Source organism: Gillisia lutea (assembly GCF_021568705.1).
Taxonomy (GTDB): Bacteria; Bacteroidota; Bacteroidia; order Flavobacteriales; family Flavobacteriaceae; genus Gillisia; species Gillisia lutea.
The window spans coordinates 310,755-324,671 of sequence record NZ_JAKGTH010000010.1 but is presented as its reverse complement, the minus strand read 5'-3'; the positions used below and the strand labels follow the sequence as shown (position 1 = coordinate 324,671).

Genomic DNA, 13,917 nt, shown 5'->3' with positions numbered 1-13,917 from the left:
GCTGCAAATATACCACCTTTCTTTTTTAATCAGCAAAACTTTTTTTAGTTTTTTTATTGCCTTTAAAAAAAAGCGGGCAACTAAATTACAATCTTTTTTCTAAACACAAAACTATTTAGATCAAAAAAAATTAAAGAACATTCGCTTAGTATTTTTCTTCCTAAGCGGGTGCAAATATACTCATGATATTGAAACCTGCAAGGCTAATTTTCAATTTAAAACGGATTTTATTTTCAATAAAAGACAACTGCCTGACTCTTAAATGTTTTAAGTTGAAATGCTTTCTAATAAATACATCCCACAATTTATAAGTGAATATAATTAGCCTCCAAACCAAACTGATTTCTTTATTGCTGCAATTGTCCACGCATAATAAGTTCTGTTAGGGATAGCAGAGATATCCTTTTAGCAAATTATATATAAGCTTTTGTTTAAACACCTGAATACTTTTAAAAAGCGCACCTAATTATATAAGTAATACACTTGCTAAAAGATAGAACGTATAGCCCGACCCGTATTTTTATACGGGAACAGCCAAAAAGAAATTACTATAATATATAGGAGATATTGCGCAGGCGCATTTAACCTATTATCTTTGCTTCACAATTAAAGGAATATGATAAAGATTAGTTTGCCAGATGGCAGTATTAAAGAATTTGAAAGTGGTGCCACTGCAATGGAGGTTGCCAAGAGTATAAGTGAAGGCTTTGCTCGAAATGTGATATCGGCTAAATTCAATGACACCATCATTGAAACTTCTACCCCTCTTACTACAGATGGTAGTCTTATTCTATATACCTGGAATGATAAGGAAGGTAAAAAAGCTTTCTGGCATTCCACTTCACATGTTATGGCACAAGCTATTGAAGCTTTGTATCCGGGTTCCAAACTTACTATTGGACCAGCTATTGAAAATGGATTTTATTATGATGTAGATTTTGGAGAGCGAAAGATCTCTGAAAATGACTTTAAAGAGATTGAGAATAAAATGCTGGAGATAGCTCGCGGGAAGCATGACTTTAAAATGAGAGCTGTTTCTAAAGAGGAGGCTTTAAACTACTATAAAGAGCAAAACAATCCTTTTAAAGTTGAGTTGATAGAAAACCTTGAAGATGGAACTATCACTTTTTGCGATCATGATACTTTTACTGATTTATGTAGAGGAGGTCATATTCCAAATACCGGAATCATTAAAGCCGTTAAATTAATGAGTGCCGCAGGAGCTTATTGGAGAGGAAATGAAAATAACCCACAATTAACTCGCGTATATGGAACTTCATTTCCAAAACAGAAAGATCTAAAAGAATATTTAGAGCTCTTGGAAGAGGCAAAGAAAAGAGACCATAGAAAATTAGGAAAAGAACTTGAACTTTTCACATTCTCGAAAAGAGTAGGCCAAGGTTTACCTTTATGGCTACCTAAGGGAGCTGCATTAAGAGAGCGATTGGAGAATTTCCTAAAAAAGGCGCAAAAGACTGCAGGTTACGAAATGGTGGTAACACCACATATCGGCCAGAAAGAACTTTACGAAACTTCGGGGCATTATGAAAAATATGGGGCAGATAGCTTTCAGCCAATTCTGACCCCGCATGAAGGAGAGGAATTCTTATTGAAACCAATGAACTGCCCTCACCATTGCGAAATATACAACTCGGCTCCTTGGAGTTACCGTGATTTACCCAAACGTTTTGCTGAATTCGGAACCGTTTACAGGTATGAACAAAGTGGAGAATTGCACGGATTAACGAGAGTTAGAGGATTTACTCAAGATGATGCCCATATCTTCTGTACTCCAGATCAGTTGGATTCAGAATTTAAAAAAGTAATCGATCTTACTTTATATGTATTCGATTCTTTAGGATTTACCGATTTTACCGCTCAGGTATCGTTAAGAGATCCAGACAACAAAGAGAAATATATAGGAAGTGATGAAGTATGGGAAAAAGCAGAAAATGCCATTCTTTCAGCCGCTAAAGAAAAAGGTTTGAAATATGTAGTAGAAACAGGTGAAGCCGCATTTTACGGTCCGAAGTTAGACTTCATGGTAAAAGATGCTTTGGGAAGAAGCTGGCAACTTGGCACAATTCAAGTAGATTATAATTTACCTGAACGTTTTGACCTGACATATAAAGGAAGTGACAATGAAACTCACCGCCCTGTGATGATACACAGAGCACCTTTTGGAAGTATGGAACGATTTATTGCAGTACTTCTTGAAAATACCGGAGGTAATTTTCCGCTTTGGTTGATGCCAGAGCAGGCTATTATACTCTCTCTCAGTGAGAAATATGAAAAATACTCACAAAAAGTTTTAAGTTTGCTGGAAAATAACGAAATTCGCGCCTTGGCTAATCACCGAAATGATACCATTGGTAAAAAGATTCGTGAAGCCGAAATGAGCAAGATCCCTTATATGTTGATAGTTGGGGAACAAGAAGAGAAAGATGGTACAGTTTCTGTACGTAAACACGGGGAAGGCGACATAGGCACCATGCCAATTGAAGAATTCGCCGAATTAATAAATAACGAAATCAAGAAGACGCTAAAAGCGTTTGAAGTTTAATTAAAATTATATAGCCATAGCAATACGTAGAAAAAGATCGAAGCGACCGCTGAGAGAGATTAAAGAAGATCAACACCGCATTAACGGTAAAATCCGTTCGGAAGAAGTTCGCCTTGTTGGTGACAACATAGAAATGGGAGTTTATCCTACCAAACGAGCTTTAGAGATCGCGGAAGAACAGGGATTGGACTTAGTTGAAATTTCTCCAAATGCCAAACCACCGGTAGCGAAGGTGATGGATTATAAGAAATTTCTTTACGAGCAAAAGAAACGAGAAAAAGTTTTAAAAGCTAAGGCCAGTAAAGTGGTTGTAAAGGAAATTAGATTTGGTCCTCAAACCGATGACCACGATTACGAATTTAAAAAGAAGAATGCAGAGAAATTCTTGAAAGATGGTGCAAAGCTAAAAGCTTTTGTGTTTTTTAAAGGAAGATCTATTGTATTTAAAGATCAAGGTCAGATCCTACTTCTTAGACTTGCACAAGATTTAGAGGAAGTTGGAAAAGTAGAACAAATGCCGAAATTAGAAGGTAAGCGTATGACTATGTTTATGGCTCCTAAGAAAACAAAATAAGGACGTTAATTATAAAATCAAGAAGAGCATGCCTAAAATGAAAACTAAATCCAGTGCTAAAAAGCGTTTTAAGCTTACAGGTACCGGTAAAATTAAAAGAAAGCACGCGTTTAAAAGCCACATCTTAACCAAGAAGTCTAAAAAACGTAAGCTAGCTTTAACGCACAGTACTTTGGTACATGATGCAGATGAGCAGAGTATCAAACTTCAACTACGTTTAAAGTAGTAGAAACCAGTTTGATGGTTTAAACAATTTAAAAACCCTGGAGTTAGGCCGAAAATTCAAATTTTCAAAAAGAGTTTAATAGACCGCCTACTACAAAAACAATTAAAATATGCCAAGATCAGTAAATTCAGTTGCTAAAAGAGCCAGAAGAAAAAAGGTTTTAAAGCAAGCAAAAGGTTACTTTGGACGTCGTAAGAACGTTTGGACAGTAGCAAAAAATGCGGTTGACAAAGCAATGTTATATGCTTATAGAGACCGTAAAACCAAGAAAAGAAATTTCCGTGCCCTTTGGATCACACGTATTAACGCAGGTGCAAGATTACACGGAATGTCTTATTCTCAGTTCATGGGAGGATTAAAAGCTAATAGTATCGACTTAAACCGTAAGGTTTTAGCTGACTTAGCGATGAATCACCCAGAAGCATTTGCAGCTATTGTAAACAAAGTAAAATAAATTAAATACGGGTTAACGTCCTTATATATGTAATCCGGTTCTGAAAAGAGCCGGATTTTTTTATATAATTAGAGTTGAGAGTAGTTAACTATGTTTTTTGCTTTTTCTTTTTAGCAGCAGGAAAAAGCACATTATTTAAGATTAGCCTGTAGCCGGGTGAGGTAGGATGCAGCTCTAACTCTGTCTTTGGATCCCCTACTCTATGCTGATAATCTTCAGGGTCATGCCCTCCATAAAATGTAAAAAAACCTTTCCCTTTTACTCCGTGTATATACCTAGCCTCAGCATTTATTTTATTCTCACCAAGTACCAAGACTGAAGCTTTTAGGGATGAAGGATCGAAGGCAGTGGTTTGCCCCATAAAACCCTTCACTAAACTCGTATGATTTTGATTGAGCATGGTGGGAACCGGATCCCATTTCGCAGAAAACTCATTTAACGTAAAATAATCTACCTCTACAGAAATTCTTCTCTTGTTTGTCATGTCTATAGAGGAAAACTCATATACAAGTGGGCTACGCTCTAAAATAAAATCCTGAAAAGCAAAAGTGTTCTCAAATTCGATCTTACTTTGATAAGCAGCCTCTGATGGATCTCCGTCAAACATAGCTTCTACTATATCAACCCCCTGGGCGGCTAAAGCAATGTCGAAACTATCTGTAGCACTACACATAGCGAACATAAATCCGCCACCAATTACATAATCTCGTATTTTTAATGCAACAGCGAGTTTTTCTTCTGCAACTTTTGAATAGCCCAGTTTGACCGCCAATGCCTCTGCAGCTGCTTTTTCTTCAATGTACCATGGTGTGGTACGATAATTCACATAGAATTTACCATACTGTCCGGTGAAATCTTCATGATGTAAATGCAACCAGTCATATAACAGCAAAGTATCATTAAGTACATCCTCATCATAAATAGTCACATAAGGAATTTCCGCATAGCTAAGCACCATAGTAACAGCGTCATCCCATGGTTTATTTCCCTGAGGAGCATAGACGGCAATTTTAGGGGCTTTTTCCAAAAGCACTACTTCCATATTTTTGGATGGACTCTCTATTTCTTCCAAAATTAGACTAACCTTTGAATCGCTAATTACTTCAAACGATACCCCGCGAATTTTGCATTCCTTTCTAAGGTCATCAGAATCATATATAAGAAAAGATCCACCACGATAGTTAAGTAGCCATTCAACCTTTTGTTCATTTTGAAGAGAATAATAGGTAATTCCGTATGCTTTTAAATGATTAGACTGGGCTTTAGCATCCATAGGAATAAGGATCTTTGATGCCTGCAAAGTAGGTGATAACAAAAAAAGGAATAGTATGGTAGCTGCAGCGCCTATACTATTCCTTTTGATTGTTCTATTATTTGAAATAATCTTCTTTAAAAATACTGTAAGCGATAAGAAAATTATTCCTATCTCAAATAGCTTTTTTTTAGAAGGGTACGTCATCATCATTGAAATCCTCATTCATCGAGCTTCCAAATGCTTCATTAGCGCTTGGATGCGGAAGATTAGGAGTTTTAAAATTATCTTCTCCATCACCGTCATTCATCTTTGAATGAAATTCAAACGGAGAATCAAAGTCATCTAAGTTATCGAATTTACCTAAATGTCCAACAAATTTAAGTCTAATATTTTCCAAACCACCATTACGGTGTTTAGCCACAATAAACTCTCCTTGCCCTGCCGTAGGAGATCTTTCTTCATCATCCCATTCATCTATCTTATAATATTCCGGTCTGTAAATGAAAGATACAATATCGGCATCCTGCTCGATTGCTCCAGATTCCCTCAAATCACTTAATAAAGGTCTTTTACTACCACCACGAGTTTCCACTGCTCGTGAAAGCTGAGAAAGCGCAATTACCGGAATAGAAAGTTCTTTTGCCAAGGCTTTTAAATTTCGGGAAATAGTAGATATTTCTTGTTCCCTGTTCCCTCCTTTTACAGCACTACCTGCCGTCATTAATTGCAAATAATCTATCACAACCATTTTGATGCCATGCTGCGAAGAAAGCCTTCTTGCCTTGGCTCTTAAGTCAAAAATAGAAAGGGAGGGAGTATCATCTATGAATAAAGGTGCTTTTTCAAGGTCCTTTACTTTAACATTAAGTTGCTCCCACTCATGAGTTTCCAAATTACCGGTTCTCAATTTCTCTGAAGACAAACCAGTTTCAGAAGAAATTAAACGAGTTATAAGCTGTACGGCCGACATCTCCAAAGAAAAGAATGCCACGGGAATATTATGCCCAACAGCCATATTACGAGCCATTGATAAAGTCAATGCTGTTTTACCCATACCGGGACGAGCTGCAATTATTACCAAATCACTGGGCTGCCATCCGGAGGTTAATTTATCTAACTTGTCAAATCCAGAAGGCACTCCACTCAAACCTTCTTTATTAGATATTTCCTGAATTCTGTTTTTTGCCTGAATTACCAAACTATGTGCAGTTTCAGAAGATCTTTTAATATTCCCCTGAGTAACTTCATAGAGTTTAGATTCGGCTGTATCTAAAAGATCAAATACATCCGTGGCTTCATCGTAAGATTCTTCAATGATCTCGTTTGAGATCTTAATAAGACTTCGTTGAATATATTTCTGTAAAATAATCCTGGCATGAAACTCAATATGAGCCGAAGAAGATACTTTTTGAGTAAGTTGGACTAAATAATACTCTCCTCCTACCTGTTCCAATTTACCGTCTTTACGAAGCTGGTTAGAAACTGTTAATAAGTCGATTGCCTCTGTATTTTCAAATAGCTTGTATATGGCTTCAAAAATATATTGGTGAGCCGTTTTATAGAATACATCAGCATGAAGGATATCAATAATCTCATCAACTCCCTTCTTGTCAATCATCATCGCTCCAAGAACAACTTCCTCTAAATCAACCGCTTGCGGCGGTATCTTTCCTTTCTCCAAACTAATTACATTACCAGAATTATATCTTTGGCTTTTGGGGGATGCGGCTTTTTCCATAAATACGAAAGTAAAAAAATTGTTAAGACAATCTTAATAAAATACAGTTAAGTTAATTAACCGGTAATCAACAATTTGCCTGTTGATAACTAAAAATAATTGTTAATAGCGCCAAAAAAATCCGAAGTTATAGCCTCGGATTTTTTTGAGAAGTGTAAATAGTACGTTTAAGCTTTAAATACTCCCATTGCGGAATATTTATCCATACGTTTATTCACCAAATCAGATGGTGATAAGTTTTTAAACTCATCGTATGACGATAATATGGCATCTTTTACAGTACTAAAAGTTTCCTTCCTATTACTGTGTGCTCCGCCTAACGGCTCTTTTATTATCTCATCTATTAATTTCTGCTTCTTCATATCCTTAGCTGTTAGCTTTAAAGCATCGGCAGCAATTTCCTTGTATTCCCAGCTTCTCCATAAAATTGAAGAACAGGATTCCGGAGAGATCACAGAATACCAGGTATTCTCTAACATCATTACTTTATCTCCTACTCCAATTCCTAAGGCTCCACCACTCGCTCCTTCTCCAATTATTACAACTATAATTGGCACTTTAAGGCGTGTCATTTCCATAATATTACGAGCAATTGCCTCTCCCTGACCTCGCTCTTCAGCTTCCAGTCCTGGGTATGCACCCGGTGTATCCACAAAACAAACCACAGGCACTCCAAACTTCTCTGCCGATTTCATAAGGCGAAGAGCTTTTCTGTATCCTTCAGGATTTGCCATCCCAAAATTTCTGTATTGTCTTGTTTTAGTGTTGTATCCTTTTTGTTGACCAATAAGCATAAAGCTTTGATCTCCAATTTTTCCCAACCCACCAATCATTGCTTTATCATCCTTTACATTTCGGTCTCCATGAAGTTCCAAAAATGTATCACCACATAATGCATTAAAATAATCTAATGTATAAGGTCTATTAGGGTGCCTTGAAAGTTGAACACGTTGCCAAGCTGTAAGATTTTTGTAGATATCCTTTTTGGTTTCTATCAACTTTTTCTCGATCTGCTTGCAGGTTGCTGTAACATCAACATTGCTTTCCGACCCTATGTTACAAGCTTTTTGGTACTGCTCTTCTAACTCTTTAATGGGTAATTCAAAATCCAAATATTCCATATGAAGTTATGGTGTTTTTTTATTAGCCTACAAATATAACAAACTTTGAAAGGAAGATTTCCTAAGATATCTTATTAATTTTACGTTTTGTTTTCAAGTAGCCGTTAAGGATAACAGTAGCAAGGATTATGGCTGCCCCGTAGTAGAATTGTGGAGACATTTTTTCATCGCTTCCAAAAACAAGAAACGCCAGAAGAATTCCATAAACAGGTTCCAAATTAATAGTTAGCATTACGGTATAAGGGCTTAAATGCTTCATCACTGCTACCGAGGCTATAAAAGCGTAAGCAGTACATACCGAAGCAAGAATAAATAGGTACCCCCAGTCTGATAATGAGATTGAAAAGAATGCAGCATTAAAACCTTTGCTACCATCTCCCAAAAAAGTAACAATTAGTAAATAGACACTTATTCCTAAAGCTCCGGTTAACAATTCATAAAAAGAAATCACCGAAGGAGCGGCATGATGTACCAATTTCCCATTAATCATAGTAAATACCGCCGACAAAAATGCTGAAAGTAAGCCTAATAAGATTCCCCAGAAATAATCGGTTTCAACGTTAAAGATAATGTAGAGACCTGCGATGACTACCAGACCAAAAAGCACCTCGTAGCCAACGAATTTCCGTTTATAAAAAATAGGTTCAAGAATTGATGTGAAAAATGCTCCCGTAGATAACATAGCCAAAGTGATAGACACATTAGAAACTTTGATCGCTCCAAAAAATGTTAACCAATGAGCCGCTATTACAAGACCTGCGACAATTAAAATAAGCAGTTTTTTAGGAGCTACTTTTAAACTTTTCTTTTTGAATCTTATCCATAGTAGAATAAAGACACTTGCAAGAAGCATTCTGTACCAAACAAGTGGCACGGCATTTAGGGAAATAAGAGCCCCCAACACCGCGGTAAAACCCCAAATAAAAACTATAACATGAAAATGGAGATAGCTCTTAAGTTTATCGTTTTGCATTTATGAGAAGATAAATGGCCAGAACTCCAAATGTGATGTTAGGAAACCATACTGCAAGCAAAGGTGAAAATGTAGATTGCTCGGCAATGGTACCAAAAACTTTATCAAAGAAAATAAATATAAACGCTAGCGAAATGCCTAAAGCGAGATTTACCCCCATTCCTCCACGTCGCTTAACCGACGAAACTGCCACAGCAATAATGGTTAATATAAAGGCTGAAACCGGTAAGCTCCACCTTTTATAAGCTACCACCATGTATCTGTTCATATTAGCTGAACCTCTTTTTTTCTCCTGTGCTATAAAATCATTCAACTCATTATAATTCAAAGTCTCTGCGATATAATTCACAGGAGTAAGTTGATCGAATTCAAATGGCAAAACTGTATCTAAAGTACTTTCATGCAGGATAACATCTCCTTCTTCCCCTACGATCCTTTTATCATAATTGGTAAGTTTATATGTACCCAAACTATCATCATATTGCAAGCGGGAAGCGCTTATTTTAAATTTTAGCTTATTTCCTTCAAAGTGCTCTAATGTGAAATTTCTTGCTGCCTTTGTTAAAGGTTGAAAGTTACTGGCATAAATATATTCCGACTCATTTATTTGACGGTACACATCATTTGTTTCCTGAACCTCTTTACCCTTCTTTAGATATTCATATTTAAATTCATTAAAACCTTTGCTGGCTTTGGGTGCCAAATACATGCTTAGAACTAAGGCTCCAATACAAACAATGGTAGCCCCTATTAAATAAGGTCTTAAAAATCGCCAATAAGAAACCCCACTACTTAAAAAAGCGATGATCTCCGTATTATTAGCAAGTTTTGAGGTGAACCAGATCACCGAAAGAAATAAAAATAACGGGAATAAAAGATTCGCAAAATAGATGGTAAAATCTAAATAATACGCAGCTACCTCAACAAAAGGAACCTCATTCTCTAAAATCTTACCAATTTTTTCAGCAAGATTTACAGTGATTCCAATAGGAATAAATAGCAAAAGCATCAGGATGAAAGTTCCTAAATACCGTTTTAATATGTACCAGTCGAGAATCTTCAATTTACAAGCGCTTATCCATTTGCTTCACCATCATATTTTTCCATGTGGCAAAATCACCGGCTAAGATATGTTTTCTGGCTTCACGAACCAACCATAGGTAAAATCCGAGGTTATGTATGGTCGCAATTTGTTTTCCTAGCATTTCATTTACTGTGAATAAGTGTCTTAAATAAGCCTTACTATATTCGGTATCCACCCATGTAATGGCCATATCGTCTATAGGAGAAAAATCTTCCTGCCACTTCTTATTCTTTATATTGATAGTACCATGGGCTGTAAACAACATTCCATTTCTGGCATTTCGCGTTGGCATTACACAGTCGAACATATCTATACCCAGCGCTATATTCTCTAAAATATTAATAGGTGTTCCTACACCCATTAGATAACGAGGTTTTTCCTTTGGAAGAATTGCTGTAACCACTTCAGTCATCGCATACATTTCTTCGGCAGGTTCTCCAACCGAAAGACCTCCAATAGCATTTCCTTCAGCCCCAACCGATGCGATATATTCAGCAGATTGCTGACGTAAATCTTTATAAGTGCTCCCTTGCACTATAGGAAAAAAAGCCTGAGTATAATCGTATAAATAAGGAGTCTTTTCTAAATGGTTTATACATCTATCCAACCATCTATGCGTCATATGCATAGAACGTTTTGCATATTTATAGTCGCATGGATAAGGAGTACACTCATCGAAAGCCATAATAATATCGGCTCCAATGGTTCTCTGTATTTCCATCACTCTCTCGGGAGTAAAAGTGTGATAAGAACCATCTATATGAGACTTAAATTTCACCCCTTCTTCCTTGATCTTTCTTCTGCTTGAAAGCGAATACACCTGATACCCACCACTATCGGTAAGGATATTTCTATCCCAGTTAATAAACTTATGCAGTCCTCCAGCTTTCCTTAAGATCTCCGTTTGTGGTCTTAAATAAAGGTGATAGGTATTCCCTAATATAATATCTGGATTAATTTCTTCTTTCAATTCACGCTGGTGCACCCCTTTTACCGAGCCTACTGTACCCACCGGCATGAAGATAGGAGTTTCAATAACACCGTGATCTGTGGTAATTTTCCCTGCTCTTGCCTGACTACCGGGGTCTGTAGTTAAAAGATCAAATTTCATAGTTTCGTTTAAATCAGTGCAAAGATACTCAAGTAAATTTCAATTCACAGGAAGCAAAATTTAAAAATTGTTAGTTAATTAGTTCAAATCGTTGATAACTGGTAAATTCGGGCTTTGAGTTCAATATATTAAAGGTTATTTTTGCCATAATTAAATTAACAACACAACAATGCCAAACACACAACAACTAGAAGATTTTGTATCCCAAGTACGCAGGGACATTTTAAGGCAGGTACATAAGGTAAATTCAGGTCATCCTGGAGGTTCCCTTGGTTGCGCCGAATTTTTTACAGCGCTGTATCAGGAAGTGATGGAGCATAATAGCGATTTCAACATGGATGGAATAGGAGAAGATCTCTTCTTCTTATCTAACGGTCATATTTCACCTGTTTTTTACAGCGTACTGGCCAGAAGTGGATATTTTCCGGTAGAGGAATTAAATACCTTCCGACTAATAGATTCTCGCCTGCAAGGACACCCAACTACTCATGAAGGTTTACCAGGAGTGAGAACTGCTTCAGGATCTTTAGGTCAAGGAATGTCGGTTGCTATTGGTGCAGCCCAAGCTAAAAAATTGAATAACGATTCTCATTTAGTATACACACTTCATGGAGATGGAGAACTACAGGAAGGTCAGAACTGGGAAGCTATTATGTATGCTTCAGCTAAAAAAGTTGACAATCTAATTTCTACAGTAGACCTTAACGGACAGCAAATTGATGGTTCTACAGATGATGTTTTACCTATGGGTAGCATTAAAGCAAAGTTTGAAGCTTTTGGATGGACTGTATTAGAAGTTAAAGAAGGTAACAATATTACCAAGGTCATAGAAGGTTTAAATAAAGCGAAGAGTCTAACAGGAAAAGGAAAACCTGTATGTATCTTAATGACAACTATGATGGGGAATGGGGTAGATTTCATGATGCATTCACACAAGTGGCACGGTGTTGCTCCTAATGATGAGCAGTTAGAAAATGCACTTGGGCAAAACCCAGAAACCTTAGGAGACTATTAAATAAATTTCAAAATCAAAGCATGGATAATTTTATAGCTATGCTTTGATTTTGAAATTTTAAAACCAGAAAGTTTAAGATGAAAAAATATACAAATACAGGAAATAAAGATACAAGATCGGGCTTTGGAGCAGGATTGGCAGAGTTAGGGAAAGCTAACGAAAATGTTGTGGCGCTTTGTGCCGACCTTACAGGTTCGTTAAAAATGGATGATTTCAAGAACAATCACCCTGAAAGATTTTTCCAGATAGGAATTGCCGAAGCTAATATGATAGGAATTGCTTCTGGGATGACCATTGGAGGAAAAATTCCTTTTACAGGAACTTTTGCCAACTTCTCTACCGGAAGGGTTTACGATCAAATTCGCCAAAGTGTTGCCTATGCAGGGAAAAATGTTAAAATATGTGCTTCTCACGCAGGTCTGACTTTGGGAGAAGATGGGGCCACGCACCAAATACTGGAAGACCTCGGATTGATGAAAATGTTACCAGGAATGACGGTGATTAATACTTGTGACTATAATCAGACCAAAGCAGCCACTATTGCAATTGCCGAGTATGAAGGTCCTATTTACCTACGATTTGGGAGACCAAAAGTAGCAAACTTTACTCCTGAAGATCAAAAATTTGAAATAGGAAAAGCAGTTCTTTTAAATGAAGGAAACGATGTAACAATTATTGCTACCGGGCATTTAGTTTGGGAAGCTTTAATAGCTGCTGAAAAATTAGAAGAAAAAGGAATTAGCGCTGAAGTAATTAACATACACAGTATAAAACCTTTAGATGAGGCTGCTATTTTAGCATCGGTTAAAAAAACCGGATGTGTAGTAACTGCTGAAGAACATAATATAATTGGCGGTTTAGGTGAAAGTGTTGCCCGCACCCTTAGCTTGAACAATCCAGCACCTCAAGAATTTATTGGTACCAATGACACCTTTGGAGAAAGTGGTACTCCCGAGCAGTTGATGGAAAAATATGGTTTAAATGCAGAAGCTATTTTTGCTGCTTCTGAAAAAGTTATAAAAAGAAAATAAGCTTCATTCACTCAATAAATTAACCCTTCAAATTATATATTTGAAGGGTTTTTATATTTTTAGTTAGAAATAATTGGCACATTTACTGCGTTATACTCACCTAACATTAAAACAGAACTTATGAAAAAATTACTTGTTATAGCCATTGTTTTTATTAGCGGAACTGCCATGGCTCAATCTTCATTTGGAATAAAAGGAGGTTTGAACTACGGAGCCACCGGAGATTACGAAAATTACTCTCAAGTAGCAGATGATGTTACCACCATTGAAAATGGAAAAGAAAAAACAGGATATCACCTAGGTGTTTTTGGGAAATTTGAAGTAGTAGGAATTTTTATTCAACCGGAATTAGTTTATACTCGCCTAAATACCGAATATAACACCTTCGATTACAAAATAGACAAAATTGATGCTCCCTTATTAGTAGGACTTAACGTTCTTGGTCCTCTTAACATCAAAGCAGGACCATCCTTTCAATATATTTTAAATAACGATTTTGAAAACTCTGCTTTAAAAGTTTCCAAAGTAGACAATGAAATTACTCTTGGTTACCAATTAGGAGCCGGTTTAAATCTTGGACGTCTGGGATTGGATTTGAGATATGAAGGAGCCTTTAAAGAGAATAATGCTTTTGGTGAAATGGCTTCGGACAATAATTTTAAAATTGATTCTAGACCCTCACAATGGATACTTAGTTTATCCTATAACTTGAAATAAAGTTCTTCTCATAAATAAAAAAAGCCACGATAACTCGTGGCTTTTTTTATTTAAA

The 13,917-nt window shown here is 36.6% G+C and carries 13 protein-coding genes; 7 read left to right on the top strand and 6 right to left on the bottom strand.

The features are described from left to right. The first annotated feature begins 616 nt into the window (after nucleotides 1-616). From thrS to rplT, 4 genes are all read left to right on the top strand, one after another. A complete protein-coding gene (gene thrS, locus L1I30_RS12620) occupies nucleotides 617-2,563 on the top strand; it encodes a threonine--tRNA ligase (RefSeq protein WP_236134649.1) in 1,947 nt (648 codons plus the stop codon). A 49-nt stretch (nucleotides 2,564-2,612) separates the two neighbouring features. Continuing rightward, a complete protein-coding gene (gene infC, locus L1I30_RS12615; protein WP_236134656.1) occupies nucleotides 2,613-3,137 on the top strand; it encodes a translation initiation factor IF-3 in 525 nt (174 codons plus the stop codon). Between the two features lie 28 nt (nucleotides 3,138-3,165). Next, nucleotides 3,166-3,363: a 50S ribosomal protein L35 gene (gene rpmI / locus L1I30_RS12610; protein WP_236134648.1), complete on the top strand. Its 198-nt coding sequence runs from the start codon at nucleotides 3,166-3,168 to the stop codon at nucleotides 3,361-3,363. Nucleotides 3,364-3,472: 109 nt separating this feature from the next. Then, nucleotides 3,473-3,817: a 50S ribosomal protein L20 gene (gene rplT, locus L1I30_RS12605; protein WP_236134647.1), complete on the top strand. Its 345-nt coding sequence runs from the start codon at nucleotides 3,473-3,475 to the stop codon at nucleotides 3,815-3,817. An 88-nt stretch (nucleotides 3,818-3,905) separates the two neighbouring features. On the opposite strand, the gene L1I30_RS12600 is transcribed toward rplT, so the two are convergent. The 6 genes from L1I30_RS12600 to tgt form a co-directional block, all read right to left on the bottom strand. Then, entirely contained in the window at nucleotides 3,906-5,090 is a 1,185-nt protein-coding gene (locus tag L1I30_RS12600; RefSeq protein ID WP_236134655.1) for an asparagine synthetase B, read from the bottom strand. A gap of 169 nt (nucleotides 5,091-5,259) precedes the next feature. After that, nucleotides 5,260-6,810 carry a replicative DNA helicase gene (dnaB, locus tag L1I30_RS12595; protein WP_236134646.1) on the bottom strand — a complete coding sequence of 517 codons (1,551 nt, stop codon included), beginning with the start codon at nucleotides 6,808-6,810 and terminating at the stop codon, nucleotides 5,260-5,262. A 167-nt stretch (nucleotides 6,811-6,977) separates the two neighbouring features. Then, a complete protein-coding gene (locus tag L1I30_RS12590) occupies nucleotides 6,978-7,931 on the bottom strand; it encodes an acetyl-CoA carboxylase carboxyltransferase subunit alpha (RefSeq protein ID WP_236134645.1) in 954 nt (317 codons plus the stop codon). A 61-nt stretch (nucleotides 7,932-7,992) separates the two neighbouring features. Then, the gene (locus L1I30_RS12585; protein WP_236134644.1) at nucleotides 7,993-8,904 is read right to left on the bottom strand and encodes a DMT family transporter; all 912 of its coding nucleotides are present in this window, start codon (nucleotides 8,902-8,904) and stop codon (nucleotides 7,993-7,995) included. Then, nucleotides 8,891-9,967: an LptF/LptG family permease gene (locus tag L1I30_RS12580; RefSeq protein ID WP_236134643.1), complete on the bottom strand. Its 1,077-nt coding sequence runs from the start codon at nucleotides 9,965-9,967 to the stop codon at nucleotides 8,891-8,893. Before L1I30_RS12580 ends, L1I30_RS12585 begins: the two co-directional genes overlap by 14 nt. A 1-nt stretch (nucleotide 9,968) precedes the next feature. Next, nucleotides 9,969-11,099, bottom strand: a complete 1,131-nt coding sequence (gene tgt / locus L1I30_RS12575) for a tRNA guanosine(34) transglycosylase Tgt (protein WP_236134642.1) — start codon at nucleotides 11,097-11,099, stop codon at nucleotides 9,969-9,971. Between the two features lie 169 nt (nucleotides 11,100-11,268). Here tgt and L1I30_RS12570 point away from each other — a divergent pair, with 169 nt between their 5' ends. The 3 genes from L1I30_RS12570 (at nucleotide 11,269) to L1I30_RS12560 (ending at nucleotide 13,862) form a co-directional block, all read left to right on the top strand. Continuing rightward, nucleotides 11,269-12,114 carry a transketolase gene (locus L1I30_RS12570; protein ID WP_236134641.1) on the top strand — a complete coding sequence of 282 codons (846 nt, stop codon included), beginning with the start codon at nucleotides 11,269-11,271 and terminating at the stop codon, nucleotides 12,112-12,114. Between the two features lie 77 nt (nucleotides 12,115-12,191). Continuing rightward, nucleotides 12,192-13,145, top strand: coding sequence for a transketolase family protein (locus L1I30_RS12565; protein WP_236134640.1), 954 nt, complete (start codon nucleotides 12,192-12,194; stop codon nucleotides 13,143-13,145). A gap of 120 nt (nucleotides 13,146-13,265) precedes the next feature. Beyond that, nucleotides 13,266-13,862 carry an outer membrane beta-barrel protein gene (locus L1I30_RS12560; protein ID WP_236134639.1) on the top strand — a complete coding sequence of 199 codons (597 nt, stop codon included), beginning with the start codon at nucleotides 13,266-13,268 and terminating at the stop codon, nucleotides 13,860-13,862. Nucleotides 13,863-13,917 lie beyond the last annotated feature (55 nt).